Consider the following 25,244-nt stretch of genomic DNA (forward strand, 5'->3'; position numbering starts at 1 on the left):
AAGACTCTTTTTTTACATCAGTACAATACGACATATTAAACCATACTAGCCCTATGAGGAGGGATTGGTATGGGTGCATTGATCTACAGGAGAAGTTTGCGTGTTTTGTTTCTTGGTTTCTTAGTGATACAGATGGTAAGTGGCTGCTCAGCTAAGATGGATTCAATCAAGGATGCTACAGACCCGTTAGGTGCTTTAAACAATTTAGGGAAGACATTGCCTATCTCAATTAAAGAAGCGAAGCAACTATCTTTAGATGAGGGTAAGAACACGCCTCAAAGACCTGAGAAGCAGGTTGTAAAAGGAATTTACGTATCTGCTTGGTCAGCTGTAGGCAATAAATTTGAGCAGCTGATCGACCTAGTGGATCAAACCGATCTAAATGCGATGGTTATCGATATTAAGAACGATTCGGGACAAGTTACATATCCATCGACCATTCCTTTGGTGAATGAGATAGGGGCTAATAGCCATGTTATTATTCGTGATCTGAAAGCCATGCTTCTAAGGTTAAAGGAAAAGCACATATATTCGATTGCGCGAGTCGTTGTGTTTAAAGATCCTTATTTAAGCATAAAGAAGAGTAATTATGCAATGACGAATCATACGGGTAACGTGTGGAGGGATAGTAAAGGAACGGCTTGGGTGGATCCCTACAAGGAACAAGTTTGGGATTATAATATTCAAGTTGCAAAGGAAGCAGCTTTATTAGGTTTTGATGAAATTCAGTTTGACTATGTGAGATTTCCTGAGAATGGCAAGAAAGTGGATCAGGAGGTCAAGTTTGAAAACCCTAATCATTGGACGAAAGCGCAGGTAATCGAGAATTTCCTCAAAAAAGCCAAAGAACAAATGGGTGGACTAGCCTATTTATCTGCCGATGTCTTTGGATTAACAACTTCGTCTGATAATGATATGGGTATTGGACAAGATTGGTCGATGATCAGTAAGCAAGTTCATTATATTTCACCTATGTTGTATCCCTCTCATTATTCTAGTGGGGTATATGGGATTAAGAATCCCGATCTACAGCCCTATGCTGTTATTCGTAAAGCGATCAGCGATGCAAATGGGAAGAACCAGCTTTTAGCAAAGTCGGATAGCCATATTGCAGAAATTAGACCATGGTATCAAGATTTTACAGCTACTTGGGTGAAACCTCATAAAAAATATGGGACTATCGATGTCAAAGAGCAAATTAAAGCAGCTAAGGAGCAAGGTGTGGAACAATTTTTGTTATGGAATTCGAGCAGCACGTATTCGTATCGTTAACGGAATTGACTTATTCGGGCAGAGGGTTATCCGGTAGACGCGTCCTTTCCCTTGACACGAAAAATAGGCTTTTGTTAAGATTGCAATCATATAACAAAACGAATGAGAAGATTCATTCGAACAAAGCTTTCTTTCATAGAGAGCTCTAAGGAGGAATACGTGTTGTGAGGGAAGACAAGTTTGGCAAGGAAGGCTTAACGTTTGATGATGTATTGTTGGTGCCGAGAAAGTCAGAAGTGTTCGGTAAGGAGATCGACGTTTCAACCGTGCTCGCGCCTCATGTGAAATTAAATATCCCGTTTATTAGCTCTGCAATGGATACTGTTACGGAATCAGCGCTTGCGATTGCAATGGCACGAGAAGGCGGTATCGGGATTATCCATAAGAATATGACCATTGAGCTTCAAGCAGAGCATGTTGACCGTGTTAAGAGATCAGAGAGTGGCGTTATCACCAATCCTTTCTCACTTACACCGGAGCATCATGTTTATGACGCAGAAGAGTTGATGGCGAAATACCGCATATCTGGTGTGCCGATTGTGAATGAAGCGAACAAGCTGGTGGGGATTTTAACGAATCGCGACTTGCGTTTTGTACATGATTATTCCATCAAAATCAAAGAAGTAATGACGCAGGAAGATCTGGTTACGGCACCTGTAGGGACCACGCTTCAGCAAGCGGAGGGCATACTTCAAAAGCATAAAATTGAGAAGCTTCCTTTGGTTGATGAAAATTTTGAGCTTAAAGGTTTAATTACGATTAAGGATATAGAGAAGGCCATTCAGTTCCCTAACTCCGCTAAGGATGCACAGGGTCGCTTACTCGTAGGCGCAGCTGTAGGTGTTGCTAAGGATGTTCTGGAGAGAGCTGCAGCACTTGTTAAAGCAGGCATTGACGTGATTGTCGTAGATTCTGCGCATGGTCATCATATTAATATTGCAGAAACTGTGAAAAAGCTTAGAGCACAATATCCAGAGCTGCCTATCATCGCAGGAAACGTAGCCACTGGTGACGGTACACGTGACCTCATTAAGGCTGGAGCATCCATGGTGAAGGTTGGTATTGGGCCTGGATCCATTTGTACAACAAGGGTTATTGCAGGGATTGGTGTTCCTCAAATTACAGCTATCTATGATTGTGCGCAAGCTGCAGCAGAGTTTGGAGTCCCTATTATCGCAGATGGCGGAATCAAGTACTCCGGTGATGTTGTCAAAGCGATCGCGGCTGGGGCTAGTGCGGTAATGATCGGTAGTCTTTTTGCTGGAACGGATGAGAGTCCTGGTGAATCAGAAATTTTCCAAGGGCGTAAATTTAAGGTGTATCGGGGTATGGGCTCTTTAGGGGCGATGAAGGAAGGCAGCAAGGACCGTTATTTCCAAGAGAACGAGAGCAAGCTTGTTCCTGAGGGTATCGAGGGTCGTGTAGCGTATAAAGGGCCTATGGCGGATACCGTGTATCAACTAGTAGGCGGTCTTCGTTCAGGTATGGGGTACTGTGGTGCTCGCAATATTCAAGAACTTATTCATGATACCCAGTTTATTCGAATTACGGGTGCAGGTTTAAAAGAAAGTCATCCGCATGATATTCAAATTACCAAAGAAGCACCTAATTACTCGTTGTAGATGAGAGACTTTTAGCTCCGCTAAAAGATCCCTATATATTGTCATAATATGGATGAATTTGGAGGCGTGGGAAATGAACCTACGTCTTCTTTTTTTTGTCTAATGGGGTGTGGTACAATATAACGTGTTATTACATCACTAGGGAGAGTGAAATTGTGAGATTTTTAAGTTTTACTAAGAAAAAGGTTGCTTTGGTGTTAGGTGTTAGTTTAATTGCTCAATCCTTACTTTTACATATACAACCAACATATGCCGCGGATACCAAAGCACCAGCAGCCACGACTGCACCAGTAGCCCCAGCGGCCTCAACAGCCCCAACGCCAGCACTCAATGAACCTAAACCGGCAGCTAAATCTGCGATTATTATGGAAGCAAGCACAGGAGCTGTGCTCTATGAATTAAATGCGGATGAAGCTTTCCCGCCAGCCAGTATGGCGAAAATGATGACCGAGTATCTGGCGATGGAGAGTATTAAAGAAGGTAAATTCAAATGGGATTCGCAAGTGACAGCAAGCAAAAATGCTGCGGACGTGATTGGTTCTGGACAACTGATCGCTGAAAATGAAACACTGACTTTCAAAGATATGTTTAATGCGATGTCCATCTACTCCGCGAATGACGCCTCCGTTGCTTTTGCTGAATTAATCGGCGGTACGGAAGAAAATTTTGCAAAAATGATGAATGAAAAAGCGAAGCAACTTGGGATGTCAGACAAAGCTCACTTTATTAGTGCAACTGGACTTTCACGTGCTGATCTCAAAAATCCGCCTGCATCTATTGAGGGTGAGACCAAAATGACTGCGCGAGATGCCGGCATTCTTGCCTACAACATCCTAAAAGATCATAAAGAAATTCTTGAATTTACGAAAATTCCGTCATTAAAGCTAAGAGCTACGGATAAAACGCCAATGATCAATTGGAACTGGATGTTAGAAGGAAATCAGAGCAATGTCAATTTAAAAAAGTATGCGTATCAAGGACTAGACGGTTTGAAAACAGGTTCTACGGATGATGCAGGATACTGTTTTACAGGGACTGCTGAACGAAACGGAATGCGTCTTATCACTGTAGTCATGGGCACCAAAACAGAACCGGAGCGTTTCAACGAAACGAGAAAGCTGCTCGATTACGGATTCAATAATTTCGAAATTAAACCGTTCCTGAATGCGAAGCAAGAAATAGATTCTTTGAAAATCGTAAACATTAAGAAAGGCGTTCAAACTCAAGTGCCTCTCGTAACCAAAACGGGTATGACGTTCGTGACAAGAAAAGGTGCAAAGGATACAGACTTTAAACTTACGGCAGAGCCGCTTGAAGAGAGCAAGCTCGTAGCACCTATTGCGAAGGGCGACACGCTAGGCAAAGTGAAGGTAAGCTACAATGGACAAGAAAAAACGGTTGATCTAATCGCCAATGATGATGTACAAAAAGGCAGCTGGATTCGTCTCTTGTTCCGCTCCTTCAAAAACTTCTTCAGCGATATGTTTAAAGGGATTAAAGGCGGCTCCTAGACCAGAAAATGGGTTGTATATTAACCCTCCTTCATGTAAAATAATTGTTTAGAAGATTTACTATCGAATCGTGTAGGAAACTGCATGAAATTGGCATACAAGCTATAGGAGGAAATAAAGAATGGAAACAGGAACTTCCCGCGTTAAAACTGGTATGGCCGAAATGCAAAAAGGCGGCGTCATCATGGACGTTATGAACGCTGAGCAAGCTAAAATTGCAGAAGCAGCTGGCGCATCCGCTATTATGGCGCTTGAGCGCGTACCCGCTGACATTCGTGCGGCTGGCGGCGTATCCCGTATGGCGGACCCTTCAATTGTTGAAGATGTGATGAAAGTCGTATCCATTCCAGTCATGGCGAAAGCAAGAATTGGACACTTCGTTGAAGCGAAAGTTCTTGAATCCCTAGGCGTTGACTATATCGATGAGAGTGAAGTACTTACACCTGCGGATGAGGTATTCCACATCAACAAACGTGATTTCACGGTTCCTTTTGTATGTGGTTGCCGCGATCTTGGTGAAGCTTTGCGTCGTATCGGTGAAGGTGCTTCCATGCTTCGTACCAAAGGTGAGCCAGGAACTGGTAACATCGTTGAAGCTGTGCGTCACATGCGTACAATTCAAGGTCAAATTCGCAAAATCCAAGGAATGTCCAAGGATGAATTGATGTTTGAAGCGAAAACACTAGGCGCTCCTTATGAGTTGCTTCTACAAGTTCACGAAACAGGTAAATTGCCTGTTGTTAACTTCGCAGCTGGCGGTGTTTCCACACCTGCAGACGCAGCGCTAATGATGCACCTTGGTTCTGACGGTGTATTTGTTGGGTCAGGTATTTTCAAATCAGACAATCCTGAGAAATTCGCGAAAGCAATTGTTGAAGCCGTAACTCACTACACAGACTATAAATTGATTGCAGAAATCTCCAAAAACCTAGGTGCCCCTATGAAGGGAATCGAAATTTCCAAGCTGCAAGCTTCCGAGCGTATGCAGGAGCGCGGCTGGTAATGACGAAGATCGGAGTTCTCGCGCTGCAAGGCGCGGTAGCAGAACATATTCGTGGGATTGAGAAAGCTGGCGCCGAAGGCGTCGTTGTCAAACGAACTGAGCAGCTAGCTGATCTTGATGGGATTATTTTACCTGGCGGAGAGAGTACGACAATAGGCAAGTTAATGCGCACCTATGGTTTCATTGATGCGCTTCAGGAATTTTCCGCCGCGGGCAAGCCGATTTTCGGCACCTGCGCGGGGTTGATTGTCATCGCGAAAGAGATCACCGGACAGCCGGAAGCTCACCTTGAGCTGATGGATATTACGGTGGCTCGCAACGCGTTCGGTCGTCAGCGCGAAAGCTTTGAGACGGACTTGCCGATTAAAGGCATCGACGAGAACGTTCGCGCGGTCTTTATTCGGGCCCCACTCATCGAGAAGGTGGGACCGGGGGTAGATGTACTGGCTACGTATGACGGTCAGATCGTTGCAGCGCAGCAAGGGCACCTTCTTGCCGCGTCGTTCCACCCAGAGCTGACAGACGACTTCCGTCTGCACAGCTATTTCTTAGACATGGTAAAGCAAAGACAAGCATAATTGATGGTACAAGCACCTTGATATCACCGGATTATCGCCGGTAAAGGTGCTTGCTTCCATATTCCAACCATTTTGCGCTAACGGAGGAATCTCCTTGTTTGATGTAAAGTTACTTCGAAGTGATTTGGCAGCTGTGCAAGCTGCAATGCAAAACCGCGGTAAACAAATTGAAGAGTTGAACGGCTTCACGGAATTAGATTTGAAGCGCAGAGAGCTCTTACAAGAAACCGAGCAGCTCAAAAACCGCCGAAATACGGTATCCCAAGAGGTTGCTGGGCGCAAAAGATCCGGCGAGAATGCGGATGAGCTGATCCAAGAAATGAAAGTCGTCGGAGACCGCATTAAAGAGCTCGATGACGAGATTCGCTTACTGGACGAGTCCTTACAGCAGATCTTACTTTCCATCCCGAATATGCCCCATGCAAGCGTTCCTGTGGGCCGCACAGAAGAAGAGAATGTGGAACTGCGCCGGGTAGGCGAGATTCCACAGTTCGACTACGAAGTGAAGCCGCACTGGGAAGTAGCGCAAGAGCTGGGCATTCTGGATTTCGAAGCTGCGGCGAAGGTAACGGGTTCGCGTTTCGTATTCTACAAAGGGCTTGGCGCAAGGCTGGAGCGTGCATTGATTAACTTCATGATGGACCTGCACAGTGATGAGCATGGTTATGAAGAGATGCTGCCTCCTTATATCGTTAACCGTGAAAGTTTGACGGGAACAGGACAGCTTCCGAAGTTTGAGGAAGATGTATTTAAAATTGAGAATTCGGATTATTTCCTGATTCCGACAGCGGAAGTACCAGTTACGAATTATCACCGGGAAGATATTCTCACGAACGAGCAGCTTCCTGTTAATTTCGTTGCGTTCAGTGCATGTTTCCGTTCAGAAGCTGGATCTGCAGGTAGAGATACACGCGGCTTAATCAGACAGCACCAATTCAACAAAATTGAGCTTGTTAAGCTCGTTAAGCCCGAAGACTCCTATGACGAGCTAGAGAAGCTTACAGGGCATGCTGAACGCGTTCTACAGCTTCTGAAGCTGCCTTACCGTGTGCTATCACTCTGCACAGGGGATATTGGCTTCACGTCGGCGAAGACGTATGACCTGGAAGTATGGCTGCCTAACAGCGGCGCATACCGTGAGATTTCAAGCTGCAGCAACTTCGAAGACTTCCAAGCTCGCAGAGCGAATATTCGCTTCCGCAGAGATGCGAAGGCGAAGCCGGAATTTGTACATACGCTGAATGGTTCAGGTCTTGCGCTTGGTCGTACAGTGGCTGCGATTCTCGAAAATTATCAGCAAGCTGACGGTTCGATTCAGGTTCCCGAGGTTCTCATTCCTTACATGAACAATGTCAAAGTAATCACAAAAAAATAGCACTTGCTTCTCCTATAGTATCTGTGATACAATGCTTTTTGTCACTGCACAAGGTTGTCTCCCCACTAGGAGACACCTATCGTGGAGAGGTGGTCGAGTGGTTTAAGGCAGCGGTCTTGAAAACCGCCGAGGTGCAAGCCTCCGTGGGTTCGAATCCCACCCTCTCCGTAACCATGGTAATACCCCAACTAAGAAGTCATGCGATTCATATCGAATCGTGTGGCTTTTTTTGTTGTTTTTTTACATGGATAAAAGACAGGTGGCCTCCGCATTTTATACATGTGGAGGTGTTACCTATGAGCAAAGCTGACAAGCTAACGATTAATCAAGCTGAATTGGTAAATGAGTGGATGACGGTACTCCCGACAACGCTGCAGCCAACCGATCAGGCGCGTGTATGGGCTGATGAGGCCGATCCTCAGGCACTGAGGGTTCATATTATGGCGGCGGGACATACGGGCTATACAATCGATTTTAAAGTTACCTACGTGGACGACAGAGAGGTAAAGGTTGAACTTACTGATGTGCAGCAGGGCACTACACATATCGATGAGACAAGCGGTATTGTACAGACTCTGGTGGATGATTACATTCGACATATCCATGAATGCGCACAAGCCTTGCAGAGAGTAACACACGCCTAAAGGGCGAAGGAGGAGTTCACTAATGACCAAACAAAGAGCGGTTGATAAAAATTTGCAGAATGTAGCCAAAGATTTTGAATCTAGCCCTGTTAACAGCCATCAAGCTCAGCAAGTGCAGCAGCAGGTCAATGATCATAGACATCAAGATGCATTAAACCACGACAAGAATAGGGGGAACCACTAAATGTCCAAACAGAAATCTTATTCCGCAGGGGATAGTCTGGTGGAAAACGGCGATGTTAAAAATAGTGATCGCAATAACAGTCCAAAGCCTTTATCAGGCTCCAAGAAAGTGAAGAATCGGAATCACTCTAGTGGTACTCATGGGGAAGGCCAAGGACACGGGCATTAAATATTCGTTTAGAAAAAAGTCTTTACAAAATGTTTAAAAACCGAAGAGCCGGACATACTATATCTTGTCGGTGAGCAGAGAGGTGTGGTTCCGTTGGAGCGTTTAGCGAAAGGGAAACAACCGTTGCATAGAGGACTTTTCTACCTGTTATAATCAGGCTGGAGGGGATGTGCCAAAGACACTTACCGTGTTTTATAAGCAGATTTTCCTAAGGTTTACGTGTAACACGTTTTAAAGAAACCATCAACACCGACAAAAAAGAACCCTTAGGGGTTCTTTTTTTCGTCGATTTCTAGATATTGATGAGGCATTGGCGGATTCGATTGATGCGTTGATGAATGAGCTTCATCAGTAAACGTCGAAAACGTTGAAACGTGGTGTTTACGGTTCATTAATAAACGTACACCGCCACCGATCAGCAGCAGGGCTACTATAAGGGTTTGGCTAAAATTCGTAATTAAATACATGTAATTCCCTACACTAGGTAGAATTTGATACATAAATTGAACAACAACGTCTTTTAAGACATAGTAGCTGCCAAGAAAGATCAAAACCATGCCAATGGGTCGTGAATAAGCCGTCCAATTTTCGATGATCGGCTTGTCAATCAGGGTACCATTTTCGTATTTTGTAATACTCTGCAAAGCATCAAAAAAGCTAAAAAACCAGAGAATCGGGATCAAAAATAAAAACAGAGACAATCGGAGTACATCCAATATATAAATAGAAAAAAGGAAGATCGCCATGAGCTGGACGCCGCGTTTCGTCATAGAGAGGTACAAATGAGCTGCACCTGGAAAAATGGCGATAATCGTTGCCAATGTCCGGTTTTTGCGTCCGTACTCATCCCTAAGATGGAAGTCTTCAAAAATACTGTGATCTATGAGCTCTAACCCCGCTTGTTTATTCCCCTGTTGTTTCAGAGCATCAAACATCGTATAGAACCATATAACTGGCAAAGCCAACAGAAAGGCGACGAAGCCTTCATTATGCGTCATGATGGTGACGAAAAATACTAATATCGCAACGCCAAAGAAGGAGACCATCGCGGTAAGTCCTCTATGCATCAACCCAAGCTGATAATGTCCCAGTCCAGGGATGAAGGAGAGCAGCATAATTTTCGTTTTTTCCTGTTGACCAGCCATTTGAGTGGAATAAGGATTGGCGTCCCAGGAAGCCTGATCTTGCTGTTCAGACCCATAAGAGCCAGGCAAGCGGTAAGGCTGTGAGCGAAGCAGGAAGATAACCATATCCAGCATATTCACACCCCATATCAAAGCGGCCATCAGGGCAAGAACAATTAGGAAATCACTCGGAGCGTGAAAACCAGTGACTCCCATGAAAATGAGGAATAGCGATCCAAAGAACCCACAACCGTATAGAAACCCACGGAATAAACGGTTCATATATAGATGACCTGCTCCTGGTAGGAAGGACAGCAGGAAGGCGACTAGGCTGCTTTTGTTCGGCATTTATGGTGTAACCTCCTTGTGTTTATTTATTTTGTAACGTGTCTAACCACGTCAGTGTTTTATTTAACAATTGGTCCGATATCGGTTTATCTGGTTGTAGGGAGGAAGAGGTATTTATAGAGTTAGCAGGTTTAAAAGAACCTACAGCGCCCAATTCTTGCGAAATTCCGTGAAAGAAGCCGGTAGCCACCAGGATAAGTGTAGCCGCTGCCGCAATACCATAATGCAGCATGGTTGAGTGGTACCAAAAGCGCTTAGTTCCAGTCGTACGTGCAATGATGGCATCCACATACTCTTGCGTATCCTTTTCCAAGATCGGAAGGTTAGTTTCCATTTGTTCCAAACATGTCATATATATCGTCAGGCATTCATCACACTGATACAGATGAAGCTCCATCTCACTTATTTTATCGGGTGACAGACGCTCTTCCACATATAACTTCCAAGCTTGTTCATTATAATGGTTCACAAGAATTCCTCCTCCTTCCAATTGTTGCGCAGCCACTGCTTGGCTCTATATAGCTTGGATTCTACTGTTTTGACCGTTACCCCATGGGCATTGGCAATATCTTGATATGACTGATGATGAATATAGTAGGCCGTTAATACTTCATGATAGTTGGCAGGGATTTGATGAAGCTTCTTACGCACGAGCTCAGTCGTCTCATTCAACATCACTTCATGTTCCACACCATGTTCAGTGTAAGGATAAGTGTCAGAGGATTGGACGGGTTCTTCCATTTCAGCCGTCACTTCTTCCTTACGCCTGCTGGCCGATCGCTTGAAATCGATAGCCCGGTTCACCGCGATGCGAGTCATCCAGGTTTTCAGACCCTTCATTTGATACTGAGGGAGGGAGAAATAGATCCGGGTCCAAACATCTTGTGATAAATCTTCGGCATCCTTAGCATGGCGTACAATGGCAAAGATCGTTTGGTACAAATACTGACGATATGTTGTTACAAGCTCACGGAATGCGGCCTCATCGCCATTCAATATGCGCTTTACGAGTGCTTGTTCCTGAATATGCTTCTCCTCCTCTCCGCATGAATAGACGAAGGCCACCACCGATACCCCTGCACGATTTCAAAAAGAAAAAGAACGAATCTTCAAGATCCGTTCCCTATTTTAAAGTGCCGCAGTAGAACTGCTAGGTTTGGCTTGATGCTTAGAAGGCGTACTTCGTACGAACCAATGAGACAGAAGTGCGCTCAAAATGCCAAGTACACCCAACACAATAAATCCCTGATTCAGAGAGAACCAATCGCCGATAATACCCATAAGAACGGGGCCAATGAACATGCCCAGTCCATAAATGGCTTGGAAAAACCCCATTGCCGTCGCCCGCTTATCCGCAGGCATATGCTTGATACTCATCCCCATGAGCAAGGTAAATGAAAGTCCGCGACCAAAGCCGGCAAAAGCCTGAGTAATCATCAGCACCCAAAGGTGATGTGTAAAAGGAATCGTAAATGTGAATATCCCCATAAGAATAAAGCCCCCTACAACCATACGCTTCTCCCCGTACCGAACGGCCCAACGCCGCCCGCCAAATAAGGAAGCTAGCGCTACCGGTACGTTGGCAAATAAGGAAAGCATCGATAAGGAGAATTTATCAGCTCCAAGCTGGGTTGCATAAACAGGTGTAAATCCGAAAACAGTTGCGAATATGAGAACTTGCGACAAGATGGCGAGTAAGGATACGAACAGCAGCGTACGGTCAGTCGCAACGTCACCAATACCGCGCATCGTAATTTTAGGCGCATCGAGCTCGACTTTTTCTATAAGGAAAAGGGATCCAATCATCCCCATCAAGCCTAGCACAGCTCCCAAAATGAAGACGGCCTCCCAGCCGAAGGAATCTGCCGCCCATCCTGCCCCAAGAATACCTAGAACCTGCCCAAGTGAGTTGAAGAAGGAGATCGTACCGATCGCTTTTGTTGAATCTTCATGCTTATAGTAACTCGTAAATAATACGGTAAAATCAACCCAGGTTGCTGCGGCTGCGCCTGCCAGTGCTCGGAGAATAAGGATCCATGTGAAATCATGCGTGATCCATAGTCCTAACCCTGTTAGAGCCGTGAACAGCAGGCCAAAGGTAATAAATAACTTCCTCTTATGAAATCGGTCTGACATGATACCTACGGGAATTCGCAACAGCATTTGGGAGATCCCGTACATACCGACAATCCATCCGGCCAACTGGTGGTTCCCGCCCAGGAATTCTACGTAAGGAGCCATAATGGGAACGCTCGTATACATTGACATCCAGAACAGCAAGGTGACTATACAGAAGAGCGGAATGCGATAGGAGGATGAAGCTTTGATGCTCGTCATCGAAGAGGGAGCTCCTTTCGGATTAGGTTCTGGATTGAAATGAGGACTAAGAAATCTATCGTTTTATTATAGAACATCGATTGCGGCTAGGCTATGATTGGATGTTTGTTAGCGTTTGAATATCTAAGGTAGGGATTCCTTACCAAACGTCGAAATGACTTATCAAGCCTGAGATTACGTTATATTTTGAAAAGAGGACTTAATATTATGAGAAAAAAGAAAATAATTGTAACCATGATTTTGTTTCTTTGCTTTACAGGAGTAGTCAGTGCGTCAAGTATTCACGGTGAGTATAATGGTGATCCAATCGTTAACGTTTTGTTCGGAGCGAAAGAGCTTCAAGTAGAAGATGTGCCAGCTACTATACGTGACGGTCGTACCCTAGTCCCACTTTATTTATTGAAACAAACCGGTGCCTCTGTTGCGTGGGATTCTGAGAAATATAACGTTGACCTTGCTATCCCTAATCCAATGAAAGATTTCGCCTCAAATATTCATTCATTTAACGAGAAAGCCAAAGAGCATAGTGCTAAGAATGTTCAACTTATTTCCAATGAATATGGTCTATATATGAAAATAGATCTAATCGTATCTAATGATTCAAACAAAGATAACGATAATATCATCTTTCTATCTAGCCTGGTTGCCAATTCACCCGCGGATATGCTAATTGTCAGTAAATTGCTTAATAATAAAGTAATGGGTTTCATTGCAATAAACCGAACGGATGCAGAGGAATTTCTGAAGAACAAAACACCAGAGTTCGATTATATAAAAAAGTGGAGATACCAGCAGGTAAATGAGACGACAGACATGTCGACTCCGAATATTCCACCAGTGGTCCCTACACAAGCTCCAGCTTCTACAGCGCCGGTTTCAGGACCTATTTGTCGAGAAATTATGACCAATTACGCAAAACAGATGCAGGATGCAGCAGAGTCATATAACGGAAACGGGAGTTCAGATCCCAAAGCGTTTGAGCAATATATCAACAAATTTAAAGAAAGTATGAATGTAGCTTTAAAAATTAATCATTGTCCGGAACAATAATCAAAACGCCAGGTTAGCGGTTATTAACCGATACCTGGCGTTATCATTGTGAAAGGTTACGCGCCCGATACGATTCGAACGTACGACCTACAGTTTAGGAAACTGTTGCTCTATCCTGCTGAGCTACGGGCGCTTAGCAAGAATTATGATAGCACGAAGGCTTTCGTGGTGCAACCTTTTGGGTGGTCGAAGTTCTTCGCGACAAGAGAGGTACATTTTAGTACAGAATAGGATAGGGACATATCAGATCAAAGGAAGAGGATGCCGATATGAAAGTTTACATTGTTTTTCTGCGTGGTATTAACGTAGGAGGAAAGAACAAAATCAAGATGGCGGATTTGAAGAAGACGCTGGAAGCGGCGGGACTTGCTAAGGTGCAAACGTATTTGCAAAGCGGCAATGTCTTGTTCATGTCCGAGGAGGAGGCGGTGGAACCGCTGCGCCAGCGTATCGAGCAGGAAATCAGCAAAGCCGTTGGTGTATCGCCTAAGGTAATTTTGCGCACAGTTGAGGAGTTAGAGCTGATCCTAGGGAGTTGTCCATACGATGCAGATGCTCTGTTAGAAGGTGAAAGCATCCAAATTTCTGTTCTAACGGAAATGCCCCCGCAACAAACCGCTGATATCCTATCCAATGGAAAAAGCGACAAGGATGAATTTCAGATTCACGGGGGAGAGATTTATTTTCTATTTCGTCAAAGTGTTCTGGATTCAAAACTTGCGAGCAATATCCAGAAGCTTGGGGATACGGCGACTACACGCAATTGGAATACGATGAATAAACTGGCTGAGTTGGCAGCGGCGATGCTGATTTAGATGCAGGAATTTTTAAGCTTTGCCGCGTAATTTACGGAAAAATTGGGTCAGCATCGTCGAACACTCTTCTTGCAAGACGCCGCTAATGACATCGACACGGTGATTGAACCGGTCCTCTTGCAGCAAATTCATAAGCGTTCCGGCACAGCCGGCCTTCGGATCAATGGTGCCGTAGATGACCTGCGGAATCCGCGATTGCACAATCGCGCCCGCACACATCGGGCAAGGCTCAAGGGTGACGTAGAGCTGGCAGTCCAAAAGCCGCCAGGCCCCAAGATGTTCGCTCGCTTGTTTGATGGCGATCATCTCAGCATGAGCGAGAGGATCGAGGGTTGTTTCACGCAAATTGTAGCCGCGGCCAATGATTTGACCTTGATGGACAACGACTGCACCAATCGGTACTTCTCGGATGGCTTCGGCTTTGAGAGCCTCTTGAATCGCTTCTTTCATCCAGGGGATATGTTCATCCACAGGGGGACACCTCGCTATTATATTTTTATCCACATGTGCATAACAATCGAACATTCATTCCGTTGTTAACAACCTGTGGATAGCTTTGTGGATAACTGAAAAAGCTGTGGATATTTAATCTTTCTACATTACATACAACAAATAGAATAGCTATGCAAGGAATTTTATTGATAATAGCAACTGGGCTAGGTATAATGATAGATATTAGTAGGTCTTTTAGACCATATAGAACGTGATAGGTAGAAATAAGATAGCAAGGTTCGAAAATGGCAAACTTGTTGAAAAGCAAGGACGCAAAGCTGAGGGTCTACGGTTCCAATGGAACTACGGCAGCCTGGTTACCGAAAATCGATGCTTTATTGATTAAGGTAATAGGCTGCTCCTACATTAGGGGCAGTTTCTTTTTATATAGGGAATAACTTGGGTAAAGGGAGAGGTGTTACTTATAATGGCCAACGGATATAACGTCATGAAATATTACGGAAGCAAGGAGGGATATGACGCTGACGTACTAATCGATAGTAAGGCAATGTTGGGAAAAGACGATTTCGTAGCCACTGGCGTGCTAACTTATGCACTCGGAGACATTATTGAGGTTGAATTGCCGGAATACGATGTCTTTCAACTTGGCGATAAAGCGAAAATGACGGTATATACCAAATCCGGCTTGTTTGTGATGAATACAACCGTTGTTGCCAAAGAATTCGGCTCCGTCATCGTCATTAATCCACCTGAAAATCGGAAAAAATTCGCAGAAAAACGGGAATTCCCACGTGTGGATGTGACCCATACAGGTCGCTTATTCGGGCTTCAGGATATGAATAAAAGGAATAAACATCAATTTGAGAACCCGCTTGGCATTTCAATCAAAAATATATCCATCAACGGCTTAGGTTTTACCATAAATGATAATGCTATGATTGATAAAATCGTTCAAAAGCATTCACAACTTGAAGTCGAGCTGGATTTGGGTTTTACGATACCCTGTTCGATGGAAATTGTAAGAAAAGAAAAGGTTGAAAATGGTTTCTATTATGGGGCTAGCTATATCGACATTCCAACTGAAAAAACCAATGCTTTAAGGGGTTTCATCCTTACGAATCAGATCGAAACTTACTTCGTACAGAAGCGGGAAGCGCAATTTAAAAAAGCGACAGAAAAAAAGTCTGCGGCGAATCAATAGCCTTCAGGCTTTTTTTTGCGTTCCAAGTGCTATATAATAAGAAGGATGATTTTCGAAAATTAAGGAGTTGTAACTACAATGGCTTTGAAAGCAGGTATCGTCGGTCTACCGAACGTAGGAAAATCGACATTGTTTAATGCAATTACACAGGCGGGGGCAGAATCTGCGAATTATCCGTTTTGTACGATCGATCCGAATGTTGGGGTAGTTGAAGTACCAGACGAGAGATTGCAGAAGCTGGTAGAGATTGTTGTGCCTAAGAGCATTGTCCCGACAGCCTTTGAGTTCGTTGATATTGCGGGTTTGGTAAAAGGCGCGAGCAAAGGCGAAGGGCTTGGAAATAAATTTTTGGCACACATTCGTGAAGTGGATGCCATTGTGCATGTTGTTCGTTGTTTTGAAGATGATAATATTACCCACGTTTCCGGTAAAGTGGATCCGATCGGCGATATCGAAACGATTAATCTTGAATTAATTTTGGCCGATATTGAGTCGGTAGAAAAGAAGATCGAACGTTCGCGCAAAAACCTCAAGGGCGGCGACAAGAAGGTTTTGGCTGAAGTGGAGTGTTTGGAGCGTATTAAAGAAGCGCTTTATGCAGATAAACCGGCACGCAGCCTGGATCTCAGCGATGATGAGAAGCTTCTCGTGCGCGACCTTCATTTATTGACCATGAAACCGGTGCTTTATGCGGCAAATGTGAGTGAAGATGAAGTAGCAACAGCAGATGAAAATCCTTTTGTGAAAATTGTGAAGGAGTTTGCTGAGGGCGAAAACAACGAAGTGGTGTCGATCAGTGCGAAGGTTGAATCCGAAATCGCCGAGCTGGAAGACGAAGAAAAAGCGATGTTCCTCGAAGAGTTGGGACTTCAAGAGTCCGGCTTGAATAGATTGATTAAAGCAGCTTATAGAAAACTTGGCTTGTACACGTATTTCACAGCTGGGGTGCAAGAAGTAAGAGCATGGACAATTCGCAAGGGAACGAAAGCTCCTCAAGCGGCTGGTGTTATTCATACCGATTTCGAACGTGGATTTATCCGTGCTGAAGTCGTCTCTTATAATGATTTAGCAGCTGCAGGGTCGATGAATGGTGCGAAAGAAAAAGGCCAAGTGCGTCTCGAAGGTAAAGAGTATGTGGTAAATGACGGGGACGTCATGCATTTCAGATTTAATGTGTAATTCATCAAAAAAGTAAAGAAAGGAGTGATCCTATATGTTGGATCGACTTCAGTCCATTGTGGACCGCTATGAAAAATTAAGTGAACTGTTGTGTGACCCGGATGTAACGAGTGATACGAAGAAGCTTAGAGAATACTCGAAAGAGCAATCTGATCTTCAAGAAGCTTATGATGCTTATAACGAATATAAAAGTGTGAGCGAACAGCTGGCCGATGCCAAAGTGATGCAGAACGAAAAGCTGGACGACGAAATGCGTGAAATGGTCAAAATGGAGATTGAAGAGCTTAGCGAGCAATCCGCCAAGTTGGAAGAACAACTTAGAATGCTCATGATGCCTAAAGACCCTAATGATGATAAGAACGTAATCGTCGAAATTCGCGGTGCGGCAGGCGGAGATGAGGCTGCTTTGTTCGCGGGCGATTTGTATCGGATGTATACGCGCTATGCGGACGCGCAAGGATGGAGAACGGAGATTCTCGATGCTTCTGTGAACGATTTGGGCGGGTTTAAAGAGATCATTTTCATGATTACGGGTAAAGGCGCTTATAGTAAGTTGAAGTATGAGAGTGGGGCGCACCGTGTACAACGAATTCCGGTAACGGAATCAGGCGGACGTATCCATACCTCAACGTCGACGGTAGTGGTAATGCCGGAAGCGGAAGATGTAGAGATTGTCATTCATGATGCGGATATTCGCGTAGATACGTTCTGTTCCAGTGGAGCGGGCGGTCAGTCGGTTAATACGACGAAATCCGCTGTGCGTGTAACGCACGTGCCTACAGGGATCGTAGCGACTTGTCAGGATGGCAAATCACAGAACTCTAACAAGGAGCAAGCGCTTCGAGTACTACGTGCACGGATTTCGGATAAAATGCGTGAGGAAGAGGAAGCGAAGTATGCAGGCGAGCGTAAAAGCAAGGTGGGTACAGGTGACCGTTCCGAGCGGATTCGTACGTATAACTTCCCGCAAAGTCGGATTACCGATCACCGTATTGGCTTGACTTTGCATCGCTTAGAAACTGTGCTAAATGGTGACATGGCAGAGATCGTTTCGGCGCTCACGATTGCAGCGCAGTCCGATGCTTTGGATAATGCAGAGCAGGCAATGTGATGCCAATTGCTGCTAAGAGTATAAGAGAAGCCTTTGTTGAGGCTTCTTCTTTTTTAGGGAAGCTCGGTGTGTCCGAGGCTGCTTCCTGTGCGGAACTGCTGCTGCAGCACTTGCTCAACTGCAGTCGGACGGAACTGCTGTTCCGTTTCTCGGAACAGTTTCCTGTGGAGCTGGTGGAGACGTGGCGCCAGCTAGTGGAGCGGAAGGCCGCGGGTGAGCCGGTGCAGTATATTACCGGCGAGCAGGATTTCTTCGGCCTTCCTTTTGCGGTTAGCCCGGCCGTGCTGATTCCTCGGCCGGAGACGGAACTGCTCGTGGAAGCTTTGCTCCACGAGGGCTCGCGTCTGTTCCCGCAAGGCGCTCCGCTGCTTGCGGATGTGGGCACCGGGAGCGGAGCGATCCCGGTGACGGTGGCGCACGCGCGCCCAGCGTGGCGCGTGATAGCCAGCGACATCTCCGCGGCAGCGCTGGAGATGGCTCGAGTGAATGCGCAGCGCCACGGCGTGGCTGCGCGGGTGGAGTGGCTCGAGGGGGACCTTCTCGAGCCCTTTATTGCGCGCCGGATCGCGCCGGATATACTGGTGTCTAACCCACCGTATATCCCTGATGGCGACCTGCCGGCGCTGATGCCGGAGGTGCGGCTGTTTGAGCCGCACACAGCTTTGTTCGGCGGTGTCGAGGGACTCGACCTGTACCACCGGATGATCTCGCAGCTGCCGCAGCTGCCGCGAATCCCGACCGTGGTCGGGTTCGAGGTGGGCATACGGCAGGCGGAGGCTGTGGCGGGGATGCTGCGCGCCGCCGCGGACTGGGACGAGATCCGATTCGTGCCGGATCTCCAGGGTATTGATCGCCACGTGATCGCGATCCGTTCGCGAGACTAGAGGGAGTTCGTAGCGTTGGGAAAGAACGCGATATATTTGACGGTACTGAGGTGTTGGGGTCTGATAAGAGTGTTTTCCATCGCTAATGCTGCTTATAAGAGCAGAAGAGTCACTTTAACGATGTTTATCACTCTTACAGACAAGCTACCAGGTTGTTTCAGAGGTAATAGGGGTCTGATAAGAGTGTTTTCCATCGCTAAAGCTGCTTTTATGAGCAGTAGAGTCACTTTAGCGATGTTTTTCACTCATACATCCAAGCTACCGTGGTTGTTTCGGAGGTATTGAGTCACCAGACTATTTCCGAGGTAATCGGTTCTAGTAAGAGCATTTTCACCGCTAAACCCATCCTCTTTAGCCTGAACGCCACCTCTTCCGACACCCAACAATCTCACCCCACCCAACTCTATCATTTTTCAGAAATTTAAATAGATTACTAGGTTTAGCTCCTCCTCTTATTGCCCATACTGGCTAGTAGAAGCGAAGGGAAAGGGGCTTTTCCTCATGGTGAAGAGATCTAATCGTCATTCTTATAAATCTTTATTATTAGTAGCTTTTGCACTTATTGTTATGATAACTTGTTGGGAATCGAATCGTACGAATGCGGCGGTTATTTCGCCTACGATACCGGAAGAATCTATTCGCTTACGTATTCTAGCAAACTCCGATTCGCCGCAGGATCAAGCGTTGAAACGCGAGATTCGTGATGCTATTATTGCTCGTATGCAGGAGTGGGTCGTTGGACCGCAAACGCTCGATGACGCTAGAGCTGTGGTTAGAGCCCATTTGTCCGAATTTGATGTTCTTGTGGGACAAATGATTGAAGCACGTGGCTATAGCTATTCACATACAGTTGAGCTCGGTAAAGTCCCTTTTCCAACAAAAATGTACGGAAATGAAGTATACCCAGCGGGAGAATATGAAGCGCTGCGTGTGACGATTGGAACGGGGGAAGGTCAGAACTGGTGGTGTGTGTTGTTTCCGCCATTATGTTTCGTGGATTCCGTATCCGGAGAAGCGGTAGCAGCGGCTGCTGTTGTAGCGAAAACGGAGGGTGATGGGAAGGTGCAATCCTCTCCTACACCTGCAACGAAAGACAGCAAAGCTGCTTCAACAGTTAAACCCGATAAGTCTAAACCTGTCGTTAAAGACAGTAAAGCTGCACAATTGGTAGAAAAAACGGATTCTGTTGATGCTAAGCAGCCGCAAGTTAAGTTTTTTATCTGGGAAATGGTGAAAAAGATCGTATCGTGGTTCAGCTAAGAAAGGCCACTCATTCCCATTTAGGATCAGAATTTCATGTGAAGTTAGGATGATAGATAATCGTGACAAAATACTGGAAAGTGGATCAGGGGATAGGGACCGAGATAAGTGGGGCTTTGGCTGAAGCTGCCTGGCTTCTCCGAAATGGTGAAACAGTCGCCTTTCCAACAGAGACGGTGTATGGACTTGGAGCAGATGCTACGAATACGGCAGCGGTTGAAGGGATTTTCTCAGCGAAAGGTCGGCCTTCGGATAACCCGCTCATTGTCCACATTGCGGATGTCGAACAGCTTTCAAGTTTAATTATTCCGGATTGTGTTACGGCGGAGCATCGCCAGCTTATGGAGGTTTTCTGGCCTGGTCCTCTTACGATTGTGCTGCCTGTGAAAACAGGTGGCATTTCGCCGTTAGTAACCGCTGGTCTTAAGACTGTCGGTGTGCGTATTCCGGATCATCCCGTGGCTTTGCAGCTTCTTCGTGAAGCGGGGCTTCCCATTGCAGCACCGAGTGCCAATAGTTCAGGCAGACCTAGTCCAACACTCGCCTCTCATGTCAGAGATGATTTAGATGGTCGGATTGGCGGGATCGTAAATGGTGGTGCAACTGGAGTTGGTGTTGAGTCGACGGTGATCGAACTTGTAGGCGGTGAGCTATACATTTTGCGTCCTGGCGGTGTTACGGCGGAGCAGCTGCAATCAGCGCTGCCTGCTACTCGAATTCATGAGCCTGAGCGGGAAGAGGTACAGGATTCCGATACTCCGCGTGCTCCAGGGATGAAGTATACACATTACGCACCAAAAGGATTTATGCATATCGTTCAAGGTGAAGATACTGAAGCGGTTGCTGAATGGATTCAAAACGATATTGATGCTGCCAAAACACGAGGCGAGTCAACGGGTATTCTTACTTTTGAAGAAAGAGCTTCACGTTACCATGCTGACTTGGTTATTGCCTGCGGCTCGTTATCGCAACCGGAAACAATTGCTCATGATCTTTATGCTGCATTAAGGCAATTTGATCAAAAAGGCATTCAATATATTACTGCAGAGGGTTGTCCAGAAACGGGGATTGGCCTTGCGATTATGAATCGACTTCGTAAAGCAGCCGGTCATCGGCTTGTACGTGTTTAGCTAGCATGATTCCCTGTTTGTCCGCATATCTTGAGAGAGAAACGTGGACAAGGGGGATAGCGCTATGCTCGCATCTGGGGTGGAATTTGGGCAGCTGGTAACAATTATTATTATGGCGATTGCTTTGGGCCTAGATGCTTTTTCCTTAGGGATTGGCATAGGGATGAAGGGTATTCGTTTGATTGATATTATGAAAATTAGCATGGTGATTGGACTATTTCACGTTCTCATGCCTTTGATGGGTATGTTTATGGGGCAATATGTTTCATTGCTGCTCGGAAATGTCGCTACAGCGGCTGGGGGATGTTTACTCATTCTGCTGGGTTCGCATATGGTATATAGTTCGATTCGTGGAGAACAAGCGACATCTTTTGATCATAGGTCCGTATGGGGCCTGACGATCTTCTCTCTTAGTGTCAGTATCGATTCATTCTCTGTTGGTGTATCCCTAGGTATGTTTGCTACAGATATTGTGCTGACGGTGCTGATATTTGGTCTGTTTGGGGGCTTGCTTTCCATCGCCGGTTTGTTAGTTGGCAGGCGGGTCAGCGGTTGGGTAGGTGAGTATGGCGAGGCGTTTGGCGGGCTTATTTTGCTCACGTTTGGGATCAAGTTTTTACTATGATACAATAGGGGTAAAGACAATTTTCGTCTTAGCTTATGCTTATGTTAAGGAGGAGGGAATCATGTTGCGAATTCTATTTGTCTGTACAGGAAATACGTGCCGCAGTCCATTAGCAGAAGGTTTGCTGCGTATCAGGGTGCACCAAGAAGGGCTTGCGGCGGAGGTTCGCTCAGCAGGGGTATCCGCGGTGACGGGCGGTCCAATCTCCCGAAATAGTGAATCGCTTTTACAGGAAGCGGGCTTCAAGGAGCCCATTCATTCTTTGGCGATCCAAGAGTCTGAAGTGAATTGGGCTGATCTCATTTTGACGATGACGATGGGTCATAAGCGTACTGTCATACAGCGGTTTCCGGGAGCGATTGAGAAAACTTTTACGCTCAAAGAGTACGTCGAGGATGATGCTCATATTTTACAAGCGATTGAGGAAAGGGAGCAGCTCGTTACGGAGCTTCAGCTCAAACAGGCTCTTTCCCAAGCAGTGTCTATAGAAGAAAGAAGCCGTATTTACAAGCTTGAACATGCAATTCCTGACTTTGATATTTCGGACCCGTTCGGAGGACCCATAGAGATTTACCGACAAACGGCTGAGGAGATCAGCAGGAGTTTAGATAAGTTGGTTCAGAAAATACGTGCACGAAATGAAGACTCCAAATAACTCAGGTTCTAGATATACGAATTGAGGATATATCTTTACACATGGGGTAGAATGCGATAAAATAAAGGTACCAATCAAGACTCAATGTAACTGGCGACGAGTGGGAGTAACCACAGTGGAGCATTGAGCTATACGGCCGGTCGCCTGGGCAAAAGAGCAACGCGCGTTTTCTAGCGTGTCCGCTCTTTTTTTCGTTTTCTGGTGAGCTTTGGGATATAATAGGATGGTCGAATTCGAACAAGCAAAGGAGCGTTCTATTCATGAAAATTGCTTTAGGTGCTGATCATGCAGGCTATCGTTTGAAAGATGTTATCATTCCTTTTATTGAGTCATTAGGTCACCAAGTCATCGATTATGGCTGCAGCTGTGCAGATTCGGTCGATTATCCCGACTACGCGCTTCAAGTTTGCGAGCAAGTAGTTTCAGGTGAAGCTGACAAAGGTATTCTGATTTGCGGAACGGGTATCGGGATGTCGATTGCCGCGAATAAGGTTCCGGGCATCCGCTGTGCACTTGTGCATGATCTTTTTTCAGCAAAAGCGACGCGTGAGCACAATGATACGAACGTGCTTGCCCTAGGTGAACGAGTTATTGGACCAGGTGTTGCAGAGGAAATCGTGAAAATCTGGCTCGAAACCGAGTTTTCCCAAGGTGTTCGTCACCAGAATCGCATTAACAAAGTGCAAAGTATCGAAGACCGTTTCACACTGCACCCATAGGAACGAGGGATCATGATGACAGATTCCATTCTTTCTAATGTTGCCGAGGCTTTGGAAACGAATCTTCGGGAATTGGTCAAAGTCGGCAATCTACGATCAGGTCAAATTCTGATTATCGGAACGAGTACGAGTGAAATTCTCGGGCATCGGATCGGTACATCGGGTACGCTGGATGCGGCTAAGCCGATTTTTGAAACGGCGCAGCGAATAAGCATCGAGTTCGGGCTGCACTTAGCCTTTCAATGCTGCGAGCATTTGAACCGTGCGATCGTAATTGAGGAAGAGCTGCTATCGCATTCACCTCAGCTTGAGCCTGTCTCTGTCATTCCGGTGCCAAGGGCCGGAGGCTCGATGGCCTCCTATGCGTACCGGCATTTCGCGAAGCCGGTCGTTGTAGAGACGATTCAGGCACATGCCGGAATCGATATTGGCAGCACGCTCATCGGGATGCATCTGCGCCCTGTTGCTGTGCCAGCAAGACCGCAAGTAACGTACATTGGCCATGCCTATGTAACGATGGCTTTTACTCGGCCTAAGCTGATTGGCGGTACAAGAGCTGTATACCTACTTGATGAAGCGGAACAACTCTATCAAACAGCCGCACCTGATGCGGATTGCTAGTCATTACCTCAATGAATAAAGACTTAACAAATAAGACTATCCTGTAGGAGGAATTTAATATGACAAACTTTTTGAGCAAACAAGATCCTAAAATTGTAGCAGCCATGAACCTTGAGCTTGCCCGTCAACGTGACAAAATTGAACTTATTGCATCCGAAAACATCGTAAGCCAAGCTGTTCTTGAAGCTATGGGTACGGTGCTAACGAACAAATATGCAGAAGGCTACCCAGGCAAAAGATACTATGGCGGCTGCGAGCACGTAGACATCGTAGAAGATATCGCTCGCGATCGTGCAAAAGAGCTTTTCGGTGCTGAGCACGCGAACGTTCAACCGCATTCCGGTGCACAAGCCAACATGGCTGTTTACCTGGCAGCTCTAAACCCTGGAGATACGGTTCTGGGTATGAACCTGGCACACGGTGGTCACTTAACGCACGGTAGCCCTGTGAATGCATCCGGTATTCTGTACAACTTCGTAGCTTACGGCGTAAGCGAAAAAGATTTCCGCATTGATTACGACGATGTTCGTAAAGCTGCATTCAAACACAAGCCTCGCATGCTCGTAGCTGGCGCAAGTGCTTACCCGCGCACGATCGATTTCGAAGCATTGGCTTCCATCGCTAATGATGTGGGCGCGTTGTTCTTCGTCGATATGGCTCATATCGCGGGTCTTGTTGCTGCTGGTTTGCATCCGAACCCAGTGCCGCACGCACATTTCGTAACGACTACAACGCACAAAACACTTCGCGGTCCTCGCGGCGGTATGATTCTTACGCGCAAATCTTGGGCAGCAGCGATCGATAAAGCGGTTTTCCCTGGTACCCAAGGTGGTCCTTTGATGCATACGATTGCAGCAAAAGCTGTTTCCTTCGGTGAAGCTCTGCAACCAGATTTCAAAACATACGGACAAAACGTAATCAACAATGCGCAAGCATTGGCGACTGCTTTAACAGCTGAAGGTATTAACCTTGTTTCCGGTGGTACAGATAACCACTTGATGCTGATCGATTTGCGCAACTTGAACATTTCAGGTAAAGACGCTGAACATGTTCTAGACGAAATCGGTATTACAGCAAACAAAAACGCGATTCCTTTTGACCCAACAAGTCCGTTCATTACTAGTGGTATCCGTCTAGGTACACCGGCAGTAACATCCCGTGGAATGAATGAAGAAGCGATGAAAACAATCGCGAAAGTGATTGGACTTACCTTGAAAAACCCGAAAGACGAAGCTGTTCTTGAGAAAGCGCGCGGTTTAGTGAAAGACCTGACAGCTCAGTTTCCGCTCTACCCAGGGTTAACTTATTAATTCTTGTACCAAAATAGGTTCAGGCCGGCTCTCTGGAGTCGGTTTTTTTTTTACCCTTTTATCCG

The 25,244-nt window shown here is 45.9% G+C and carries 27 protein-coding genes, 2 tRNA genes and 2 riboswitches; of the genes, 23 read left to right on the forward strand and 6 right to left on the reverse strand.

Annotated elements, in window-relative coordinates; all coding sequences use genetic code 11:
* Positions 1–69: 69 nt before the first annotated feature.
* The 10 genes from NYR53_RS00060 (at position 70) to NYR53_RS00105 (ending at position 8,357) form a co-directional block, all read left to right on the forward strand.
* Positions 70–1,272, forward strand: coding sequence for a putative glycoside hydrolase (locus tag NYR53_RS00060; protein WP_261303407.1), 1,203 nt, complete (start codon positions 70–72; stop codon positions 1,270–1,272).
* Positions 1,273–1,436: 164 nt separating this feature from the next.
* Positions 1,437–2,894, forward strand: a complete 1,458-nt coding sequence (gene guaB, locus NYR53_RS00065) for an IMP dehydrogenase (protein ID WP_261303408.1) — start codon at positions 1,437–1,439, stop codon at positions 2,892–2,894.
* A 155-nt stretch (positions 2,895–3,049) separates the two neighbouring features.
* Positions 3,050–4,405, forward strand: coding sequence for a D-alanyl-D-alanine carboxypeptidase family protein (locus NYR53_RS00070; RefSeq protein ID WP_261303409.1), 1,356 nt, complete (start codon positions 3,050–3,052; stop codon positions 4,403–4,405).
* Between the two features lie 121 nt (positions 4,406–4,526).
* Entirely contained in the window at positions 4,527–5,408 is an 882-nt protein-coding gene (pdxS, locus tag NYR53_RS00075) for a pyridoxal 5'-phosphate synthase lyase subunit PdxS (RefSeq protein ID WP_261303410.1), read from the forward strand.
* Positions 5,408–5,986 (forward strand): pyridoxal 5'-phosphate synthase glutaminase subunit PdxT, encoded by a 579-nt coding sequence (gene pdxT / locus NYR53_RS00080; protein WP_261303411.1) that lies wholly within the window; start codon positions 5,408–5,410, stop codon positions 5,984–5,986. Before pdxS ends, pdxT begins: the two co-directional genes overlap by 1 nt.
* A gap of 94 nt (positions 5,987–6,080) precedes the next feature.
* Positions 6,081–7,361 carry a serine--tRNA ligase gene (gene serS / locus NYR53_RS00085; protein WP_261303412.1) on the forward strand — a complete coding sequence of 427 codons (1,281 nt, stop codon included), beginning with the start codon at positions 6,081–6,083 and terminating at the stop codon, positions 7,359–7,361.
* Positions 7,362–7,444: 83 nt separating this feature from the next.
* Positions 7,445–7,529 (forward strand) — tRNA-Ser (locus tag NYR53_RS00090).
* A gap of 128 nt (positions 7,530–7,657) precedes the next feature.
* Positions 7,658–8,005: a hypothetical protein gene (locus tag NYR53_RS00095; protein WP_261303413.1), complete on the forward strand. Its 348-nt coding sequence runs from the start codon at positions 7,658–7,660 to the stop codon at positions 8,003–8,005.
* 22 nt (positions 8,006–8,027) lie between these two features.
* Positions 8,028–8,189, forward strand: a complete 162-nt coding sequence (locus tag NYR53_RS00100; protein WP_261303414.1) for a hypothetical protein — start codon at positions 8,028–8,030, stop codon at positions 8,187–8,189.
* On the forward strand, positions 8,190–8,357 hold the full coding sequence (locus tag NYR53_RS00105) for a small acid-soluble spore protein P (protein ID WP_261303415.1): 168 nt from the start codon (positions 8,190–8,192) through the stop codon (positions 8,355–8,357).
* Positions 8,358–8,623: 266 nt separating this feature from the next.
* Here NYR53_RS00105 and NYR53_RS00110 read toward each other — a convergent pair whose 3' ends face one another.
* The 4 genes from NYR53_RS00110 to NYR53_RS00125 form a co-directional block, all read right to left on the reverse strand.
* Positions 8,624–9,829, reverse strand: coding sequence for a hypothetical protein (locus NYR53_RS00110; protein WP_261303416.1), 1,206 nt, complete (start codon positions 9,827–9,829; stop codon positions 8,624–8,626).
* A gap of 22 nt (positions 9,830–9,851) precedes the next feature.
* Positions 9,852–10,298: a hypothetical protein gene (locus NYR53_RS00115; RefSeq protein WP_261303417.1), complete on the reverse strand. Its 447-nt coding sequence runs from the start codon at positions 10,296–10,298 to the stop codon at positions 9,852–9,854.
* Complete coding sequence (locus NYR53_RS00120) at positions 10,295–10,894, reverse strand: RNA polymerase sigma factor (RefSeq protein WP_261303418.1); 600 nt, start codon at positions 10,892–10,894, stop codon at positions 10,295–10,297. Before NYR53_RS00120 ends, NYR53_RS00115 begins: the two co-directional genes overlap by 4 nt.
* Positions 10,895–10,957: 63 nt before the next feature.
* Positions 10,958–12,166 carry an MFS transporter gene (locus tag NYR53_RS00125; RefSeq protein ID WP_261303419.1) on the reverse strand — a complete coding sequence of 403 codons (1,209 nt, stop codon included), beginning with the start codon at positions 12,164–12,166 and terminating at the stop codon, positions 10,958–10,960.
* Positions 12,167–12,373: 207 nt separating this feature from the next.
* Here NYR53_RS00125 and NYR53_RS00130 point away from each other — a divergent pair, with 207 nt between their 5' ends.
* Positions 12,374–13,216: a stalk domain-containing protein gene (locus NYR53_RS00130; RefSeq protein ID WP_261303420.1), complete on the forward strand. Its 843-nt coding sequence runs from the start codon at positions 12,374–12,376 to the stop codon at positions 13,214–13,216.
* Positions 13,217–13,275: 59 nt separating this feature from the next.
* On the opposite strand, the gene NYR53_RS00135 is transcribed toward NYR53_RS00130, so the two are convergent.
* A tRNA-Arg gene (locus NYR53_RS00135) sits at positions 13,276–13,349 on the reverse strand.
* A 136-nt stretch (positions 13,350–13,485) separates the two neighbouring features.
* Between NYR53_RS00135 and NYR53_RS00140 the strand changes: the two genes are divergently transcribed.
* On the forward strand, positions 13,486–14,031 hold the full coding sequence (locus tag NYR53_RS00140; protein WP_261303421.1) for a DUF1697 domain-containing protein: 546 nt from the start codon (positions 13,486–13,488) through the stop codon (positions 14,029–14,031).
* 12 nt (positions 14,032–14,043) lie between these two features.
* On the opposite strand, the gene tadA is transcribed toward NYR53_RS00140, so the two are convergent.
* The gene (tadA, locus tag NYR53_RS00145) at positions 14,044–14,481 is read right to left on the reverse strand and encodes a tRNA adenosine(34) deaminase TadA (protein WP_376769427.1); all 438 of its coding nucleotides are present in this window, start codon (positions 14,479–14,481) and stop codon (positions 14,044–14,046) included.
* Between the two features lie 279 nt (positions 14,482–14,760).
* A riboswitch (cyclic di-GMP riboswitch) is annotated at positions 14,761–14,848 on the forward strand.
* A 102-nt stretch (positions 14,849–14,950) separates the two neighbouring features.
* On the opposite strand from tadA, the gene NYR53_RS00150 reads away from it, so the two are divergent.
* The 11 genes from NYR53_RS00150 (at position 14,951) to glyA (ending at position 25,179) form a co-directional block, all read left to right on the forward strand.
* On the forward strand, positions 14,951–15,685 hold the full coding sequence (locus NYR53_RS00150) for a PilZ domain-containing protein (protein ID WP_261303423.1): 735 nt from the start codon (positions 14,951–14,953) through the stop codon (positions 15,683–15,685).
* A 78-nt stretch (positions 15,686–15,763) separates the two neighbouring features.
* Positions 15,764–16,864 (forward strand): redox-regulated ATPase YchF, encoded by a 1,101-nt coding sequence (ychF, locus tag NYR53_RS00155; RefSeq protein ID WP_261303424.1) that lies wholly within the window; start codon positions 15,764–15,766, stop codon positions 16,862–16,864.
* A 34-nt stretch (positions 16,865–16,898) separates the two neighbouring features.
* Complete coding sequence (prfA, locus tag NYR53_RS00160) at positions 16,899–17,975, forward strand: peptide chain release factor 1 (protein ID WP_261303425.1); 1,077 nt, start codon at positions 16,899–16,901, stop codon at positions 17,973–17,975.
* Positions 17,975–18,859: a peptide chain release factor N(5)-glutamine methyltransferase gene (gene prmC, locus NYR53_RS00165; RefSeq protein WP_261303426.1), complete on the forward strand. Its 885-nt coding sequence runs from the start codon at positions 17,975–17,977 to the stop codon at positions 18,857–18,859. Before prfA ends, prmC begins: the two co-directional genes overlap by 1 nt.
* 501 nt (positions 18,860–19,360) lie before the next feature.
* Complete coding sequence (gene spoIIR, locus NYR53_RS00170; RefSeq protein ID WP_261303427.1) at positions 19,361–20,119, forward strand: stage II sporulation protein R; 759 nt, start codon at positions 19,361–19,363, stop codon at positions 20,117–20,119.
* A gap of 56 nt (positions 20,120–20,175) precedes the next feature.
* Positions 20,176–21,249: an L-threonylcarbamoyladenylate synthase gene (locus tag NYR53_RS00175; protein ID WP_261306222.1), complete on the forward strand. Its 1,074-nt coding sequence runs from the start codon at positions 20,176–20,178 to the stop codon at positions 21,247–21,249.
* 64 nt (positions 21,250–21,313) lie between these two features.
* Positions 21,314–21,874, forward strand: coding sequence for a manganese efflux pump MntP (locus NYR53_RS00180; RefSeq protein ID WP_261303428.1), 561 nt, complete (start codon positions 21,314–21,316; stop codon positions 21,872–21,874).
* Positions 21,875–21,935: 61 nt separating this feature from the next.
* Positions 21,936–22,529 (forward strand): low molecular weight protein arginine phosphatase, encoded by a 594-nt coding sequence (locus tag NYR53_RS00185; RefSeq protein ID WP_261303429.1) that lies wholly within the window; start codon positions 21,936–21,938, stop codon positions 22,527–22,529.
* Positions 22,530–22,605: 76 nt separating this feature from the next.
* Positions 22,606–22,686, forward strand: a riboswitch (ZMP/ZTP riboswitch).
* 103 nt (positions 22,687–22,789) lie between these two features.
* Positions 22,790–23,248 (forward strand): ribose 5-phosphate isomerase B, encoded by a 459-nt coding sequence (gene rpiB, locus NYR53_RS00190; RefSeq protein ID WP_261303430.1) that lies wholly within the window; start codon positions 22,790–22,792, stop codon positions 23,246–23,248.
* Between the two features lie 15 nt (positions 23,249–23,263).
* On the forward strand, positions 23,264–23,869 hold the full coding sequence (locus tag NYR53_RS00195; RefSeq protein WP_261306223.1) for a TIGR01440 family protein: 606 nt from the start codon (positions 23,264–23,266) through the stop codon (positions 23,867–23,869).
* A 59-nt stretch (positions 23,870–23,928) separates the two neighbouring features.
* Entirely contained in the window at positions 23,929–25,179 is a 1,251-nt protein-coding gene (gene glyA / locus NYR53_RS00200) for a serine hydroxymethyltransferase (RefSeq protein WP_261303431.1), read from the forward strand.
* Positions 25,180–25,244: the final 65 nt, after the last annotated feature.

Origin of the sequence: Paenibacillus andongensis, from assembly GCF_025369935.1 — a bacterium.
In the GTDB taxonomy this organism is placed as follows: domain Bacteria; phylum Bacillota; class Bacilli; order Paenibacillales; family NBRC-103111; genus Paenibacillus_E; species Paenibacillus_E andongensis.